This is a genomic window from Arthrobacter sp. S2(2024) (genome assembly GCF_036662515.1).
Classification (GTDB): domain Bacteria; phylum Actinomycetota; class Actinomycetes; order Actinomycetales; family Micrococcaceae; genus Arthrobacter.
Map to the genome: position 1 here is coordinate 313897 of NZ_JAYKZI010000004.1, position 18012 is coordinate 331908.

The 18012-nt window shown below is 60.7% G+C and carries 11 protein-coding genes; 4 read left to right on the forward strand and 7 right to left on the reverse strand.

Translation table 11 applies throughout. From position 1 onward, the window contains the following. Window positions 1-103: 103 nt before the first annotated feature. The 4 genes from VLA65_RS10930 to VLA65_RS10945 all read right to left on the reverse strand — a co-directional run bounded on the left by VLA65_RS10930 (window position 104) and on the right by VLA65_RS10945 (window position 7037). Window positions 104-3502: a DEAD/DEAH box helicase family protein gene (locus VLA65_RS10930; protein ID WP_332602506.1), complete on the reverse strand. Its 3399-nt coding sequence runs from the start codon at window positions 3500-3502 to the stop codon at window positions 104-106. A 72-nt stretch (window positions 3503-3574) separates the two neighbouring features. Continuing rightward, window positions 3575-4393 carry a restriction endonuclease gene (locus tag VLA65_RS10935; RefSeq protein ID WP_332602507.1) on the reverse strand — a complete coding sequence of 273 codons (819 nt, stop codon included), beginning with the start codon at window positions 4391-4393 and terminating at the stop codon, window positions 3575-3577. Beyond that, complete coding sequence (locus VLA65_RS10940; RefSeq protein ID WP_332602508.1) at window positions 4393-5544, reverse strand: hypothetical protein; 1152 nt, start codon at window positions 5542-5544, stop codon at window positions 4393-4395. Before VLA65_RS10940 ends, VLA65_RS10935 begins: the two co-directional genes overlap by 1 nt. Next, window positions 5541-7037 carry a type I restriction-modification system subunit M gene (locus VLA65_RS10945; RefSeq protein WP_332602509.1) on the reverse strand — a complete coding sequence of 499 codons (1497 nt, stop codon included), beginning with the start codon at window positions 7035-7037 and terminating at the stop codon, window positions 5541-5543. The genes VLA65_RS10940 and VLA65_RS10945 overlap by 4 nt, the downstream gene beginning before the upstream one ends. A gap of 53 nt (window positions 7038-7090) precedes the next feature. On the opposite strand from VLA65_RS10945, the gene VLA65_RS10950 reads away from it, so the two are divergent. Continuing rightward, window positions 7091-7273, forward strand: coding sequence for a hypothetical protein (locus tag VLA65_RS10950; protein ID WP_332602510.1), 183 nt, complete (start codon window positions 7091-7093; stop codon window positions 7271-7273). Window positions 7274-7858: 585 nt separating this feature from the next. Continuing rightward, on the forward strand, window positions 7859-8956 hold the full coding sequence (locus VLA65_RS10955) for an ImmA/IrrE family metallo-endopeptidase (protein ID WP_332602511.1): 1098 nt from the start codon (window positions 7859-7861) through the stop codon (window positions 8954-8956). Window positions 8957-8960: 4 nt separating this feature from the next. On the opposite strand, the gene VLA65_RS10960 is transcribed toward VLA65_RS10955, so the two are convergent. Both VLA65_RS10960 and VLA65_RS10965 read right to left on the reverse strand, forming a co-directional pair. Beyond that, entirely contained in the window at window positions 8961-9914 is a 954-nt protein-coding gene (locus VLA65_RS10960) for an alpha-glutamyl/putrescinyl thymine pyrophosphorylase clade 3 protein (protein ID WP_332602512.1), read from the reverse strand. 352 nt (window positions 9915-10266) lie between these two features. After that, the gene (locus VLA65_RS10965; protein WP_332602513.1) at window positions 10267-11121 is read right to left on the reverse strand and encodes a thymidylate synthase; all 855 of its coding nucleotides are present in this window, start codon (window positions 11119-11121) and stop codon (window positions 10267-10269) included. A 233-nt stretch (window positions 11122-11354) separates the two neighbouring features. On the opposite strand from VLA65_RS10965, the gene mobF reads away from it, so the two are divergent. After that, the gene (gene mobF, locus VLA65_RS10970) at window positions 11355-15035 is read left to right on the forward strand and encodes a MobF family relaxase (RefSeq protein ID WP_332602514.1); all 3681 of its coding nucleotides are present in this window, start codon (window positions 11355-11357) and stop codon (window positions 15033-15035) included. Between the two features lie 656 nt (window positions 15036-15691). Further along, window positions 15692-16836, forward strand: a protein-coding gene (locus VLA65_RS10975) for an IS3 family transposase (RefSeq protein WP_332602515.1) whose coding sequence is annotated in 2 segments (ribosomal slippage) — window positions 15692-15968 and window positions 15968-16836 — 1146 coding nt in all. Because the reading frame shifts where the segments join, the coding sequence is not laid out codon by codon here. Here the strand turns inward: VLA65_RS10975 and VLA65_RS10980 are convergent. Further along, window positions 16833-17549, reverse strand: coding sequence for a DUF4238 domain-containing protein (locus VLA65_RS10980; RefSeq protein ID WP_332602516.1), 717 nt, complete (start codon window positions 17547-17549; stop codon window positions 16833-16835). The two genes, VLA65_RS10975 and VLA65_RS10980, sit on opposite strands and share 4 nt — an antisense overlap. Window positions 17550-18012 lie beyond the last annotated feature (463 nt).

The following is an 18012-nucleotide window of genomic DNA, read 5'->3' on the forward strand; positions in this document are numbered from 1 at the left end:
TCGAGGGCAGCCTTCCAGTTACTCCGTCCGCATCGGCCGCGAAGAAGGGGGCGGGAATCCCGACCCCTGCAGGGCCTCCACGGCACGAAGGCTGTGCATCCTGTTAGCTAACGCGCGCGTGCCCCTCAATAGTCCGCAAGACACTGAATAGCTTAACGACGCTTTCCTCGCCAAAGAGAACATCGGGTCCTGAAGGCGCCAGTTCGTTGTAGGGGGAATCAAACAGCGCCGCGGGTGGAACTGTCCCGTTTTCCACGAGGTGGTTAGTGAGAACCTGCAGGAAATCGAGCTGCTGGGCTGTCAGCGTGGTCTCAGCCACGAACTCGCCCAGCGCTTCTTCCACAGCTTCCCGGTCCAGCCCCACAAGGGACCGGACAAAAAGGCCAAGTCCGTCGCCAGCCGCACGCTCCAAGTCTTCCGCTGAGCCCAGGCCGCTTTCGAGCAGGATTTTCTCCAGCTCTGAGAGGTCTAGGACTGTCAGCTGTTTGTTGCGCCGCAGGCGCTGGATGGTTGCGTGGTCCTGATACTGGCTGAGATACAGCTTGGTCTTCTCCCGGTAGCGTGCCAGGTCGACATAGCCGTTCGATGCTCCGGCTAGATACACTTCCTCCAACTCGCCCAAGGCGTCTTCGAAGGCTGTGTACACCACCGTCCGCTTCCGTTTCTCAATTAGATGGACCAGTTTGCGAAGGCGCGTGCGGATACCCTCCAGCCACTCCGGTGAAACGGATTCCCATTCGGCGTCGTCGAGCACTGTCTGGATCAGGGGTAGTTCCGCAGCGATGGCCGGGACGTTGGGCTGGTCCTGCAGTGCCGTCGCAACCGCCTGGATCTTCTTGCGGAAGGACTCCAGGGGCTTTCCGGTCAGTGTGGCGAGCTCAGCCTGAAGCACCAGGTAGTCGAAGCGCTTGGCTTCTTCGGTGTCCGGCAGCGCACCGATGGAAGCCAGCCGGGCTATTTCGGTTTCCAGGACGTCAAAGTCGGTGTCGGCCAGTGACGTCCAGGTCGCCTCGTCCGAGAAGTGGTCCACCCATCGGCGGGCGGGCTTCACCAGGAAATTGTCATGCGGCAGCCGCTCGACCATGTACCGCAGGGAATCACGGATGCCTGCGGCATAGTCCACTGATGAGGTCCAGGCCGGCATGGTTGCTTGGCGCAGGATCTGGGCGCGAGTGGCGAAGGTGTTTTCCGCAAGGGACTTCCCCAACGAGCCTTCGTTGCCGGGCATTCCGGCGTTGAAGTATTCAGCGTTCCGGCAGAGGTCGAAGATGAAGAAGTCGGTCTTGTCCTCGCCAGGGCCGAAGAGATCGGGGCATAGCCTTGTGCCGCGCCCTACCATTTGCCAGAACTTTGTCTTCGAACGGACCATCTTGAAGAAGACCAGGTTCACTGCTTCCGGCACGTCCACGCCGGTATCCAGCATATCCACGGAGATCGCGATGTGCGGGTCCTTGTCCCGGCGAGAAAAATCGTCGATGAGGGTCTGAGCGTAGTTCACCTGATAGGTGATGACCCTGGCAAAGTGACCTTTGAAATGCGGATAGGCGTGGTCGAAACGGCGCGCAATAAAGTCCGCGTGCTGGCTGTTCTTCGCGAAGATGATGGTCTTGCCCAGGCGGTCACCGCCGGCCACTTTGTGCCCTCTGGTCATGAGGACTTCGAGCGCCTTGTCAACGGTGTCGGTATTGAACAGCCAGGAGTTTACGACGGCGGCGTCCACCTCTTCGGGAATCTCACCGTCTTCATTCCATTCGAGTTCGTCCCACTGCTCTTTCTCCTTCTCGGGCAGGTCGTCGTACCTGATGCCTTCGTACGGGAACTTCAACGGCACGGGAACCACGCGGGGCGGCACGAGGTAGCCGGCTTCGATGGCTTCGTTGAGTTCGTAGGCGAAGGTGGGAACGTTGTCCTCGATGTCGAAGAGGCTGTAGGTGTTCCTGTCGACTTCGGATTGCGGTGTGGCCGTGAGGCCGACGAGAAGCGAGTCGAAGTACCGGAAAATGGCCCGGTATTTCTGGTAGATGGAGCGGTGCGCCTCATCCACAACGATGAGGTCATAGTGGCCGATCCCGAAGCGCCGTTGAGCCAGGGCGCCCTCGGTCTTGTTGATCAGGTTCATCATGGTCGGGTACGTGGCAACATGGATCCGGCTGTCCGCCTCTTCGCCCGAGCTGAGGACCACCGGGCCGGAGCCGGGCAGATGCGTCTTGAACGCGTTCGCTGCCTGCTTCACCAGGGCAATGCGGTCGGCAAGGAAGAGGACGCGCTTGGCCCAGTTGGCTTCCTGGAGGATCCTAGCGAGAGCCACCACCGTCCGGGTTTTACCGGTGCCTGTCGCCATCACCACCAGGGCCTTGCGTTCATGGTGGTCTTCGAACGCCTGGGTGACAGCGCGGATGGCGTTGTGCTGGTAAGGGCGCTCTACGATTGCGTCGTCGATCTGCTGCTGTGCGAGCGGTTTGCGGATGCTGCGGCGATCGACCAGCAACTGCAGCTGGTCCCGCGTGTGAAAGCCCTGGACTTGGCGTTCGACGTACATGGTGTCGTCCCAGATCCAGGTTTCGTAGCCTGAGGTGTAGTAAATGACGGGGCGGCGGCCGTAGCGGCGCTCCAGGCAGTCGGCGTACAGCTTTGCCTGCTGCTTGCCCACGTGGGGATCCTTGGTGGTCCTCTTGGCTTCGACGACGGCGAGCGGCAGCCCGTCCGCCCCCCACAGGACGTAGTCCACGGCGCCGTCGCCGGTGAGGGAACCGGAGGCCGTGGGCATGGTGTCCACCTTGAATTCGCGGTCCTCGGGATTGGCCAGCGGCCAGCCGGCTTCGTGGAGCTCGAGGTCGATCAGGTGGCGGCGGGTCAGTGCCTCGTCATAGTCGTGGTGGTCCGGTACCGCCTGGTTCTGCTTCTTGGCCTCGGCGACGGCATCCTGCAGTACCTTGAGCTGCTGCTCCAGATCAGCATTCTGCCTGGCAGCTTCGGCCAGGGCATCTTCCTTGCCTTTGAGCTCGGCCTCCAGCTTCTGGAGCTGTTCAGGGGACTTCTGGCTGATGGGCGCTTTCGGCGCGGGGGTGAGGTGGCCGGCGTCGAACGCCAACGACGGCGGCAGCTGGCTGCCGTCTTTGGCATAGTTCCGGGCGAGCCAGTAGCAGACATGGTGGAGTTCCCGCAGCACGATCTCAGCACCTTGGACCGTGGGATTCACCGCGTTGTGAACGGCGTTGTTTCCGGCCTTACGGATGATCGTAAGCTTGCTGCCGATGGCACCGCCCACGAGATTCTTAAAGGCTGGCTCGCTGATGAGGGCATTGAGGTCGTCCTTGTAAGGGTGGGTGAGCTGGGGCTCCACCTTGTATAACCACTCCACGATCCGCTCGACGGTATAGCGGCCGTAGAACATGGACGCGCGCGGGTCGATTCGCGCGAACTGCTCAGCTTTGCGCGCGTGCTGCGCGAAGTCGGGCCACTCCAGCACCAGGAAGCTGAAGTTGCTGGTTGCTGCCCCCACGCAGTTGTCTCCGATCACCTACCCGACATAGTTGGGACTAGTCAATCACGGTGGACCGACAAATCGCGCCCGTTACTCGAAGAAGTCCTCGTCCAGTTCCACCACGTCGTAGCTCTGCTTCACCTGAACCCCGACGCGGTATTTGATCATGAGGCTTACGAGCCGCATTCCGTCGATGAGGATAGTGCGGGTGGGGATGTTGGCTGCGTAGTCCTTGGCACCTTGCGAGAATTTGCTCGTCGTGATGAACACACCCTTGGACGCCGAGACTCCGTGAAGGGCGCCCACGAATGCCTGGATGGCTTCCCGGCCCACCGTGTTGTCTGCACCATAGCGCTTGGCCTGGATATAAACGCGGTCGAGGCCCAGGGCGTCTTGGTCGATTACACCGTCCACGCCACCATCGCCGGAGCCGCCGATACGGCGGCCACGCTGCTCAGCACCGCCGTAACCCATAGTCAGCAGCAACTTCACGACGGCGTCTTCGAAAAAGTCCGGATGACCTTCACGAAGTCGCTTCAGCAGCGCGGCGCCCACCTCCTCATGGATGCGGTTGATGCCGTATTCAATCTGCTCCACCGGCTCCAGTTCTTCCACATGCTCAGGACCTGTCTCCGACTGTTGTGGACTCTCGGCACTCTGGGTTTTGGGCCAGTACCGCGCGAAAATCTCGTGCGCCTCGCTGTAGTTGATGCCGTCGGGATTCTTTTGGAGCCAGTTTCGTCCTGTGTCTGTGACGACGTAGTGGCCTTTGGTAGGTCGGTCGATCCAGTTGGCCCTCGTGAGGTGGCTGAGCGTCTCGCCGTTGGCCAACGCCGTCAGAATGGGAACGATCAGTGCCGGCCAGATCGGAACTTCCGTAGCGAGGACCTCGGGCTGGGCTTGGGACATCACAACTCTCCGTTGAAGGCGCGGTGTTGCAGCGAAGCAAAAAGGGCATCCAGCTCGGCGAGGTGCTTGCGATGCGTTTCCTTAAAACGCTCAACGGCGGCAACTCGGGTGGCGAAGGTCTGCTGGAGCTCGAAGGGCGGGAGGGAAATGGGAATCGCTAATAGCTTCGGTTTTGAGATGTTCTTCATTGAGCCACCGCTGCCGGTTGCACGTCGACTAATCTCGGCCCGCGTGGCAGCCGATTGAAGAGTCGCTATCAGAAATCGTGGGTCCACGCCGACAGCAGGGATTGCCCTCCAAAGCTTATCCGGGAGCGCCGAAGTTCCGGTCGTGCTCTCGACTAAAGCACTGGCTCCTACAAGTTCAGTCGTGTTCGCACGACTTATGAGGACGTCGCCTTGCCTCACTATATGGTCCTTGGGCGGAATATAACCGTCAGGCAGTGCCTTGGATTCTGACTCCAGATAGCGTCCCGAAGTGACGGCGCTGATTTTCAATACCCGGAAGGGATTGGACCCGTCTTCGGCGCCAACGAGATTCCTGCCGCCCGTCAAGCCAGCGATAGCATCCGAAAGAGGCGTGTGTGCAGGCTGTCCACTGAACATCGAATGGAAGATTGACTGCGTGAGGGTGTCGAGGCGGGCAAGGGCTTCACGGCGCTTGGCGCGGATCTTGTCGGCCTTGTCCAGAATCGCCGTGATCCGCCGCTGCTCGACAAGGGGTGGGAGGGGAACCTCCATGTCGAGAAAGACTGGGTTTGGCAGGGACCGCCGACGGGCAGTCGAACCTTGGAGCTTAGCCTTGTAGTAAGCAATCGCTCGGGGTGATCGGAGGAAACGTTCGAGGTATGGGGCGTCTGACGCCACCTTATCCGCGAGGTCCCAAACTCCGTATGCGGGGCTTACTATCCCGGCTGGAATGGATCGTTGGAATGCCAGCACGGCCTCGTCGATAGGAAATCCAACAACTAGCTGATTATGTTGGACAACCTTGTATTGCGATAGATCAGCTCCGGCAACACGCTTTTTGAACTTTTCACCCTGAGGAACAAGTCCGTTGCGCATAGTCATCGAGAGCAACGGAAAGTCGCCGTCTCCCGCGCGCTTAACCTTCGCAGGTTGGATCAATTCGCCTAACTTGGCAATCGTCACTTCAACAGCTCCCGCAGCTCAGCCATACCCTGTGAGATCTCGACTTCGAGCTGACCCAATGCTGTAAGTATGTCCGCGGGCTCCGCGTGCTCGATGTCCTCGTGCGCGACTTCCCGGTACCGGTTTAGCGAGAGGTCGTAGTTGTTCGCCGCGATCTCTGCAAGCGGCACAAAGAACGACTGCTCCGTCCGCGCCCGAGTGAGTTCCGCCGTCGTCCGTTCCTTCCAGCGGGCGAGGATATTGGGGAGGTCGGAGGCGCCGAGCGGCGTGCGCTTGTCGTCCAGGGAGAAGCCGTCCGAGCGGACGTCGTAGAACCAGACGTTGTCGGTGCCGCCCGAGTTGGTCTTCGTGAAGAACAGGATGGCCGTTGACACTCCGGCGTAGGGCTTGAACACGCCGGATGGAAGTTTCACTACTGCGTCGAGCTTGTGGCCTTCCACGAGGGTCTTCCGCAGTTCCTTGTGCGCCTTAGTGGACCCGAACAGAACCCCGTCGGGAACGATGACGGCCGCGCGACCGCCCGGCTTTAGTAGGCGGATGAACAGCGCCAGGAACAGCAGCTCGGTCTTCCTCGTCTTGACCAGGGTCAGAAGGTCCTTCGCCACGTTGTCGTAATCCAGGCTGCCGGCAAACGGCGGATTGGCGAGGATGACGTCGTACTTCTCCTCCTCGGTGCTATGCAGGTCCGCGAGGGAGTCGCGGTAGGCGATGTCCGGGTTTTCGACGCCATGCAGCAGCATGTTCATGGACCCGATGCGCAGCATCGTGTTGTCGAAGTCGAAGCCGTGGAACTGCTGGTTGTGGAAGAACTTGCTGTTCTCTCCGTTAGTAAGCAGGTTTGCGTTGTTTTCGCGGAGGTATTCACCGGCCTGGACGAGGAAGCCGCATGTGCCCGATGCGGGATCGCAGATGGCTTCGAGCGGCTTAGGCGCAATCATCGCGACCATAAGGTCAATGATGTGGCGGGGGGTGCGGAACTGCCCGTTGGTGCCGGCCGAGGCGAGCTTGGAGAGCATGTACTCGTATAGGTCGCCCTTGGTGTCTCGGCCGTCCATGTTGATGCTGTCGATGATGTCCACCACCTGCTGCAGCACCCCCGGATTCGGGATCTTGAACTGCGCATCCCGCATATGGTGGCTGTAGGTGGACTCCTCGCCGTTGCTCAGCTTGGGGAGTTCATTACGCAGGAACGGGAAGATCGATTCGGAGAACACCGTGAACATCTCATCGCGGCCGAACCCTTTGAAGCGGCTCCAGCGCAGGTTGACGTAGGGCCGGGCTTTCGGGTCGTTCCCGATCGGGAAGACAGGGTTTTCGATGGGTTGTCCAAGAAGGTTGGCTTTCTTCTCGGCCAGCGTCTGCTGTTCATCGAGCCGCTTCAGGAACAGCAGATACGTGATCTGTTCGATGACTTCCAGGGGGTTGGAAATACCGCCGCTCCAGAACGTATTCCAGACCTTGTCTACTTGGGACTTAATTTCACCTGTGATCACCCAAGAGAGTTTAGTGGGCAGGACCGACAACCGAGAACGAAAGACAGCTCCGGATGCGCAGCTCGTCCTTGCCCGTTGTCCGTGCTGTGGTTCCCCGCAGCGGCTATGCTCAGTGGCCCGCGGCTGCCTACAACGAAACGGTAGGCATCCTGATCTGCGGCACCAATAGTGACCGCAGCGTCCGATACAGCATTGGATGTTCCACGTCAACGATGGCCGTTGTCGCGTACACGTAGGACAAGCTCCGATCTGCCGAGCAGCAGGCAATTCCCAACGAACGGCACCCTGCGTCCGACCTCGACTGGGTCGAACCGGAGTCGACAACCTGACCAAAACCTTCACCTAACGGGAACGAAGTGGCGAAGGGTTGGATTTCGTGGCATTTTTATCCACAGCCGAGCAGGACACGGTCAACGCTGCAAGGTCAACAATGGCGACGGCGATAGGATGAAGCCGCTCGGCCTATATGGTGGGCACTGGAAGAATACAGAAGGCCAAAGTTTGAAACTTAGTTTCATGACACCGGACCTGCGGCGGATATGCGTAGATACCGACTATGCGGTCAGGAAGCTGGGCGCTGAGGTAGGGAACTCACTCCAAGCTCGCCTTGCAGACCTCGACGCGGCTGACCACCTTACCGACCTGCCACTTGGGGTCGATCTGACACGTTCAACCCTTGCCCATATCCCGATACACATTCTCAATAGTCACTACCTGATCGGACGTGCTGACCACGCGAAAGTCTACGGTTCTGATACTTTGGGGACTCCTTGGGATAGGGTCAGTCGAATAAAGTTGACTCACATCGAGGAGATGCCGAGATGACTACCACACAAGAATTCATGCCCCGGTGGGCATCCTCTCCTGGCGCCACTATTCAAGACCTGCTGATCAAAAAGAGCGCCAGTAAAGCCGAGGTTGCAGAAGCGTGTGGACTACGCGGGGAAGAGTTCGACAGCTTGCTTCAAGGGGCCCTTCCGCTTACACGTAAAATCGCCGAATCTTTGTCCCGTAGTCTCGGCGGTTCCACTTCTTTCTGGATTCGCCGAGAGGAACGCTTCCGGGAGTCGAAGGCAATAGTCGAGGCGGATTTATGGGTTCAGTCGTTACCGCTCAATTCAATGAAAAAGCTCGCTTGGCTCGAGGTACCAAGGGACTGGCGAGCACGGATTGATGCATGTTTAGACTTTTTCGGTATCGCCAGCCTCGACGCCTGGCAGCATTCCTATGCGAACCAATTACAGACCGTCCGCTTCAGGACTTCGCCGTCCTACCCAAACCAAGTGTCATCAGTTTCCAGCTGGCTTCGAGCAGGTGAGATTGCGCGCGAAGGGTTCACGGGCGGCGCCTTCGATCCAGGTGCTCTAATGTCGGCGCTTCCCGAGTTCCGAAAGCTCACGCGTATTCCCGATCCCGACGAGTTCATCCCGAAATTGCAAACGTTAGCTGCGCAGTGCGGCGTGGCGTGCGTCATCGTTCCGGTTCCAGAAGGCTGCGCCGCAAGCGGAGCTAGTAGAGTCTTGTCGGACAGATCTGCGCTCATTCAACTTAGCGGACGGTATCTCTCGGACGACCAGTTTTGGTTCTCGTTCTTTCACGAAGTGGCTCATCTCCTTCTTCACAAGGAAGCCCCTCTCCATGTGGACGGAGACCCCGCTGCCTTCGAAGCGGACAAGGCAGAGTCTGAAGCGAACTCTTTCTCGGCCGACGTGCTCTGGCCCTTCGAAAATAGGCCAACTGCAGAATTCGCCAGAAAACCTTCTAGGCGAGATATTATCCGGTTGGCGTTCAAGGCTGGGACTAGTCCCGGCATTATAACTGGCCAGTTGCAGAGCAGTGGCGTCTTGGATCATTCCGAGTGCAACAATCTGAAGCGCAGATATAAGCGAGATGGATCAAAGCTTCTACTGAAAAAGTAGCCCTCTAAAGCACGAATTTCTGGAACTGACCAGGACTCTTTTGCCAGTTGCAGATGGCGTCCTCAATGACGTCTGGCGTCACCCCAACAATCGTTGAAAATTTCTCGAGCTCAGGTCCTAGATCCTGTGCCCGGGCCGTTGATCCAGGTCCATCGAGCAGCAGCCGAGCACCCCGAAGCGGACCGGTGGCTTTCTGCAGATAGGTGTGGCCTGGCTTTATATCCAAAAATCTAAGCCGTGAAATCGTCATAAGGTAGTCAAATTTAGCAATTCGACCAAAGTCGATGACCACATCCATGGCGTGGTAAAGTTCTTCAAATTTTTCACTAGGTGACGTGAGATGAGAGTAAGCGGCAAAAAGTGCAGCATGACTCCCATACCCCATGACCCACTCCACATAACTCTCGAATACCGCCGCCGTGCCGCGTTCGCTTTCATGACTGAGGCTGGAGTATTTTCGGTGGTTGCCGAAACCGCGTCGTTGGTCCTTCCGCAGCAGCTCGGACTGGTTTTCACCTAGCCAAATCCTGAACTCCGGCGTGTTGCTAGAGATTTCTTCCCAAGACCAGATGGGATCTTTGCCCAAGCGTCCGTAGACTTCGCGCGCAAAGCGCCAGCCGGCTACAGGGTGCTTCCCGAAGTGCACGAACTGAAAGACGAGCCAGAGGGCTTCGTCTTTAGCACCAGACTTCCAGTGGTGGATCGCAGCCTTCAACGGATCAAACTGAAGGTTATGTGGATCTATCATTTCCGGTGCCACATCTCGCTGCAGCATATGTTCGAAATACATATTTCTTCTCTCGCTGTCGATGAGCTGATTTACCAGTACGACACGCTCCTGATCACCCACGATTCCGGGAAGTGGAGCCACAGTAGATTCAAATTGCGCGATCTTGCGGACCAGTTCGAGAAAGCGCTGCTGATATCTCGGTCGGTACGCTTCACCTGTTACCTTCATGGCTTACCTTTCGCGAGCTCTGCCGGTCTGCGCGTTCTTGGACAATGGACCGGAAGTACCGACTCTCAATCTTACTGGCCGTCAGGACTAAGGCATCCGTGCGCCCCTCGCGTGTGAGCTTGTATGCAAAAAGCAACAAGGCAAGGTCGCGCCAGTAAGGTTGATCGGGTAGTTGCAAATCTTGTGTGTCTAGTCCGGCACCAAGACGTATGAATTTCTCTAGCGCTAACAAGTTGTGAATCTGATCCCAAGGATCACCCTCTGGCATGGGGGGCATGGTCACAGCATCGTGCCACCCTTCATTGAGATATTCACATGCCGCATCTTCATGCTCTTTGTATAGATGAAGGCTTCACACGGAATGGTAGTAGTAGCCAATGTCGATTCCGATGGATCGAGCAATGATTTCTTGAATCATTGTGAAAGCAAACAAATCATGTGGCAAGCCCCAGAAGAGGTCATTCGACCTCATACTGGTCATCATAACGAGCTTGCTTTCCCTTACTACAAATTGGAGGGCGAGCGTGCATGGCGCATGCTTTGTATCGCGATGATCAAAAAGCTGTACAACCGCATTGCGTGAATCAGGGTTCTTACGCAGCATCTGGATGACCGATTCAACTTGGTTGATCTCATCAAATCGCATCAAGCGTGGACCGTAAGCACCGATCACGTGCCCATCGACTGAGACGTCAGCCTCGTTGTAGTAGGAGACATAATATCCGATCTGATCGGCATCGTCAGATCCGGATAAGTACCAGAGAAGCTCACCAAGTGCACTGAAGACGCGTTCACGGTTTTGGCTACGGCTTACCCGAGCGCGAGGACTCCGAAGTTCGACTAAAACCCCAAACAGTTCCTTGGCCTCACCGTTAGTGGGCACAATGCACAAACCCTCATTCAGAACGTGGGTGAAAGCCTCGTGCATCAAATCATCAATAGTTTCTGTGGATAGAAAATGGTGCATATCGTCCCCCGAAGAATAGGTAAACAGTAGCCTACTGAAAAACTGATAGGCAAAGGGGCAGGCACGCAACCTGCAGGGGACATCTTTAATGAGTCGATCCTCATCGGCACGGTCGTGACGCGTGCCGAGCTCAGGTGCGCCATCGATGACCGCGCAGAACCAGGCCTGAGGCCATAACTCCAACGCTTCTGGTAGGCGCTGATCTGAGCCGTGGCAGGCATAGGGCACCGGCCTATCCACCAGGGGCGCCAAGAATTACCGCGTGTTCATGCGCCGGGAGAAAACCTTCGTCATGCATCGCCCGGCACTTCGGCTCCACTCCCGCAGCCCTGCCGCACCCTGCCGACAAACTCGCATTCCTCCTCTCGCTAGCGAGTCCCCCGGTCTGCGCAAGATGCTCCCGAATCAGCCACACGTCTGGCATCGATGCGGGGAGCGGGCATTATCGACGGAAAGGTGACAGGCCGCCGGTCATGTGCCTGAACCCGTTGCTGACGATGAAGGGGCGTGAAGCAACGGCGAAACACCATCACCTCCTCATGTCCGGTGTGCGGTTCCTGCCCGCATTCGGTCGGTGTTCGCGGGGCATTGCGGTGACGATGTCCATTGCCCGGCTGTCTGCGGATGCCGGGGTGAAGTACCTGCTGAAGACCACGGCCCATGGTGATGCGGCCGTGCGCGATCTGACTGGCTACTACACGAAATCCGGTAACCCGCCCGGGACCTGGCTGGGCAGCGGCCTGGACGGCATCGGCCTGGCCCCCGGCACCGTCCTGACAGATGATTCAGCGAAGGCAGTCTTCGAAGCAGCGGTGCATCCGGTCACCGGTGAGCCGCTGGGCCGTCGACACGGGCAGCGGGCCACCGTCCCTGCGGCGCCGGGCCGGAAGAGCGGAACATCCACGCGTTACCCGGTTGCTGGGTTCGACTTGACGTTCAGTGTGCCGAAGTCGGTCTCGGTCCTGTGGGCGCTCAGCACCCGGGACGTCCGGGATCGGGTGTTGGCGGCGCATCACCGTGCCGTGCAGGACACCCTGTTCTGGCTCGAGGGCCGGGCCATCGGCACCCGGACCGGACGCAACGGCGTGGCGCACGTCCCGGTCCGCGGAGCCATCGCCGCCGCGTTTGATCATTGGGAATCCCGGGCCGGTGACCCGCAACTGCACACCCACCTTGTCATCGCCAACCGCGTCCAACGGACCAGCGACGGGGCGTGGACCACTCTCGATTCCCGGACCCTGTACAAGGCGGTGGTCGCGGCCAGTGAGCACTACAACGGCCTGCTCTTCGACGAGCTGCGGCGCAGCCTGGGAACCGAGACCGAGCTGCGGGCACCGGCCTCGGTCGAACGGAACCCCAGCCGCGAGCTCTCCGGGGTCGAGCCCGGGCTGATCACGGAGTTCTCCGCCCGGGCACGGATCATCGAACTCGAGAAGGACCGGCTGGTCCGGCTCTGGAACCTTGAACACGGGACCGATCCCTCCGACGCCACTGTCCTGAAGCTGCGGCAGCAGGCCACCTTGTCCACGCGGGCGGCCAAGGACGCACAGCCCGTTCCGCTGGCCGAGCGGCTTGCGTCCTGGCGTCGCCGGGCCGAAGGCCTTGGCTGCACGCCGGAACGCTTGATTGCCGCCGTCGACCGGTCCTGCACCCGGCCCCTCACGGGTGCAGATTTGTCCCGGGAGTGGCGGCAGGTCACCGGGCGGCTGGTGATGGACCTGGTCGCCCGAAAACGCGCCACCTGGAACCGGTGGAATCTGCTCGCCGAGGCCGAACGCGTCTGCGCCGGCATCCGGATGGCCAGCCCCGCCGAACGCGCAGCGATGATCGAGGCCCTCGCGGACAGTGCCCAGACGTGCTCCGTCCCTCTCAACGACCACCGGTACATCGCCCCTGACAACGCCCGGGTCGATCTCGCCACCGACGGGCGCACGGTCTTCGACCCGGCCACCGACCGTGCCTTCACCAACGCCCGTATCCTTGCCGACGAGGAAGCCATCATGGCCGCCAGCCACGCCACCGACGCCCCCGGGCTGGAGCCCTGGGAAGCCGTCACCGCCGTCACCGTCACGCCCGGCAGTGCGGGGCCAGTCCTGTTCGCGGACCAGCAGGACGCCGCCATCCAGATCCTGACCAGCCGGCGCCGTCTGGACGCGCTCACCGGCCCTGCCGGGGCAGGGAAGACCGCGACGATGAAAGCCGTGAGCGATGGCTGGCAACAGGTCCACGGCCGCGGCAGCGTGGTCGCCCTCGCCCCGGCCGCCGTGTCCGCCGACGTCCTCGGCAACGCGTTGGGACTCGGAGCGGAGAACGTGACGAAATGGCTCTACGAATCCAACGGACCCGGAGCAGCCAACCGCGCCCGCCGCTACCTCCTCGCCGAACACGCCCTGGAACACCCCCTGGCTACCGGTCCGGCGCAGAGGTGGCGGCGGCAGGCGGCACAGGTCCTCGCCACCGTCGCCGCCGAACAGTCCCGCTGGCAGCTCCGCCCCGGCCAGCTCGTCATCATCGACGAAGCGTCCATGGTCCCCACCTACCAGCTCGCCGCCCTCACCGGAATGGCGGCCGCGGCAGGGGCGAAAGTCGTGCTGGTCGGTGACCCTGCCCAGCTGGACTCCATCGACGCCGGCGGGATGCTCGGCTGGCTCGACCGCACCGGCTGTGCAGTGCGGCTGACGTCGCTGCACCGCTTCACCCACGCCTGGGAAAGCGCCGCCTCGCTCCAGCTGCGGGCAGGGAACCGGGACGGGATCCTTCAGTACCAGCGACACGGCCGGATCGTGGCCGGAAACGACGATCGGATGATCGAGTCGGCCTATGCGGGGTGGGCCGCCGACGAGGAAACAGGGATGGCCTCCATCCTCATCGCCGCGGACAATGACACCGTGACCGTCCTCAACCGGCGCGCCCAGGACGACCGGGCCGCCACCGGAGCCGTTGACACCCGGCACACCGTGCCCCTGGCCGACGGTCTCACAGCCGGTTGCGGGGACGTGATCCTGGCCCGCCGCAACGACCGACGGATCAGGGACAGCCTGGGCGGGTTCATCCGCAACGGCACCCTCCTGACCATCACCGCACACCCCACCAAAGCCGGCACCGTGCCCTGCGTCAGACAAGACACCGGGGCCACCATCAACCTTGACCGGAGCTACCTGTCCGGGTTTACAGAATTGGGGTACGCGACCACAGCGCACCGCTCCCAGGGAATCACCGTGGACACCGGGCACATCCTCGTCACCGAAGGCAGGCTCACCCGCGAACTGTTCTACGTCGGCATGACCCGCGGCCGGGCCACGAACACCGCCTACGTCGTCGAACCCGACACAGATGCGGACGAACGGATTGATCCGACAGCTCTGCCTGGCTGGACGGAGATTCTCGGCCAGGTCCTGGCCGCCGAGGGCGCCGAACACTCAGCACACGAAACCCGGCAGGAACTCCAGGACAGCACCGATACCCTCCACCAGCTCGCCGCCGAGCACGACTACCTCACCCAACTCGCCGCCGACGAGGACCTCGCGGATTTCCTCACCACCAACTCCTCGGGGTCGGCCGGGGATCTGCGGCGCTCCCCGGCATGGGGCCCCGCCGTCGCTGTATGGAAGCGGCTGGCAGCGCATGACCGGAACCTGGCAGAGCACGAAGTGCTCAACGCAATGACGCCCCGCGGCGAAGTCCGCGACCTGACGGCCATCATCCACAACCGGCTGCGCACCGCCGCCAACCGAGTCGGAGCACCCGAAGGGCTCGTCCGGTGCCCCGGCAACCGTCCGGACCTGAGCAGCCTCATTACCCAGGTCGAACAGCGCATCCGCAACCGCGCCAAACTCGTGGCCGCACGCATCCCCGCCAGCCAGGAACCGTGGGTGCAGGACCTTGCCTCGCAACTCCAGAACATCCCGGACCAGGACCGGCGACGGCGTGCGCTGCAGGAAATCCTTATCTATCGGGACCGCTGGGCCATCACCGACAACACCAACCCGCTCGGAAACCCTGTCAGCTGGGACGAACCTGACATGCAAAACCAACGCCAACGGCTCCAGACGAAGCTCTCCCCTGTTATCCCCACCGGCATGAGCCCCGCCACGGCAACGGTGGACCCCAACCAGCCGTCCCACTCGACACGGGACACAGGACTGCGGATCTAGATGTCGTCAGCCCTGCATTTGGAAGTCGCTTATCCCGAGCGCGAAGGCGCGGGGGCTAACCGCTCCAAGTTTTGCCAGTCCAAACGTGCGACAGTTAACTCGGTTTGGTGTGAACCGCAGCGCTATGTGGCCTTGTTCGAGCAGAGGTATGTGGCACGCCGCCGGTTAGGGAATCCTTCACCGGGACACCGCTCCGGATGGAAGACAGTCCTGTCTGGTGGGGTCAGTCCATGGACGGAGACAACGCGCGTTTACTCCTGCGCGAAGCGCGGCCAGGTGATCTGGCAGACGTGATCACGGTCTTTGAAGCCAGCGGACAAACTGCATGGACTGCGGAGATGATCGTCGAAAGGCCAGATCGGATCGTTCTCGCTGCGAGCTATTTGTCACCCTTCAGCCCTTAAGGGGATCCCTCACTGGGACGATGCTCACCCGAACCACCATTCGGCCGTTCGACGGTACGGTCCGCCTTGTAGGACCCGCTCACCAAGGCTCGGTGGATCGGCGGTGATCTGCGCCAAGCGATGAACGCGTTTTGGGTGCGTGAATAGCTGCGTGCTCTGAGGATCTAGGACCCCAAGGTCATTCAGGGGACTGCCCCCGGTTTTGTTGACTCCTTGACCTAGCGAGCTGGTGCTCGTGGAAGGATGTTGACCATGCCCACGGCTTATGGGGCGGAGTTCCGCCAGGATGTCATTGATGTGGCCCGCAAGGGCGAGGCGCCGCTGGCGCAGATTGCGAAAGATTTCGGGTTGTCGGTCACGACGCTCAAGCGCTGGATTGCCATCGCCGAACGTAAGGAATCCGGAGCCGGCCCGGCAGCGGCGGAGTCGGCCGAGGTGCGGGAGTTGAAGAAGCGGAACCGCCTGCTGGAGCAGGAGAACGAGATTCTGCGCCGGGCTGCTGCTTATCTGGCGAGGGACATCAACCCAAAATGATCTACCCGCTGGTCACGGATCTTGCCGCCGACGGTGTTCCCGTGGCGGTGACCTGCAGGGTGTTGAAGTTCAGCAAGCAAGGCTATTACCGGTGGAGGGCCAGCCCGGTGACGGCCCGGGACTGGGAGGACGCGCACCTGGTCAACGCCGCTCGGGACATCCACGCGGACGATCCGGCCTTCGGATACCGTTTCATCGCCGACGAACTGCCCGAGAAAGGCATTACGGCGGGCGAGAACAGGGTCCAGCGCTTGTGCCGGGACCATGGCATCTGGTCCGTGTTTTCCAAGAAGCGCGGCCTGAACCGGAAACCGGGACCGCCGGTTCACGATGACCTGGTGGAGCGGGACTTTACCGCCGCGGCGCCGAACGAGTTGTGGCTGACCGACATCACCGAGCACCCCACTGCCGAGGGGAAGCTCTACCTCTGCGCGGTCAAGGACGTCTATTCCGGGAGGATCGTCGGGTACTCGATGGACTCGCGGATGAAATCCTCGTTGGCGGTGGCCGCACTGGAGAACGCGGTGCGCTCACGCCGCCCGGCCGGAACGGTGGTGCATTCGGATCGTGGATCCCAGTTCCGGTCTCGCCGCTTCGTCGAATCGCTCCGGCACCACGGGCTCGCAGGGTCGATGGGCCGGGTGGGCGCGTGCGCGGACAACGCCGCGATGGAATCGTTCTTCTCGCTGCTTCAGAAAAGCGTCCTGGACCGCCAGAGATGGCTCACACGCCAGGAGCTCCGGCTTGCGATCACCACCTGGATCGAAAGGACCTACCACCGCCGGCGACGGCAAAGACGCCTCGGAAAACTCACGCCCATCGAATATGAAACAATCAACCGGACCGCACTCTTAGCGGCCTAAGACCCCGAGTCAACAAAAGCCGGGGCAGTCCCCAGAAAGCTCGTGCTTGTGATGGTCGTACCGCGGTGATCGAGGTCCGCGAGGCCAGGTCTGGAGTTAGGTTGCGTCTTAGATCCCAGCAGCCCAACGGTGGGCGACAGTGGTAGGAACACTAGTGCGCGATCTGAATCTTGGCTCTCCGGGAACTTCGCATAACCTGTGTCGGAGAGAACAAACGGGGCATTAACATCGCTCGGCGCGTGGAGGGCCCTCCAGAACCATTCGTCCATCTGGCGCCCGCGGTCGATCCATTCGAGTCGCAAGGCTCGAGCCTGGTCGTCGGTGATCTCGGAGCCCTGCGCCGGATGCCAGTTCTTTAGGAGGTCGGGGAATCCTGGTATTCGTACGGCGGCGCAGGCTATGTGAAGGCGGAGGGCATCGAGGTCCTCTTCTGAGGGTCTGCGCTTGGCGAGTGCCGCGACCGCCTTTGGCAGAAATGGCTCATAACTGGTCCACAGCGAGTCGATGACATCGCGCTGGTGTGCCGGCAAGAAGTGCAGGCTATAAAGGCCTCGCCGCCAGCCGACGTTCTCGGCCTTTTCCGTGAAGATTTTCCCCGATCTCTTGTCCAAGACCGCTACGCGTGCGTCGCGTGTAGCCTCCGATCGGGATGGCTCTCCGAACCCGCCAATCAGCGCCGCTGGAATGTGATGGTGCTTAGGCAAACCTGACATGGTCGTCCTTCACCGGGCATTCATGGGCCGGGATTCTAGGGACTCATCCCTAGTAGCCTCCGAAGACGGGGCTGCGGGAGAAAGCTCGGGGCGTACGGCATCGATGATGCTGAAGTAATCCGTCTCCGGCCTTGGCAAACGCAATTCCCGGATGATCCGGTCACGAGCTTTCGCGTCACCGAGAAGATAATTGCGGACGACCCAAAAGATTTCCGCGACGCCGACAGCTACAGTCCCGAGACCAACCAATGGAGCGTCCGAGTAATCGGACGGCGCAAGCACCAGAGGGCTGTAGCCACCGAATCCAATCCACATTGAGTAAGCACCGACCAAGGCCAAGACCGTTATCCCGAAGGTCAGACGTCCCAACGCGCGACTTTTGATCAGGACCGAGGCCGCGAGATCGAGCGCGGTAAGAGCCTTGGCCGCCTCGAGGGCGGTGGCCTCTTGCCGTGTGGGTTCG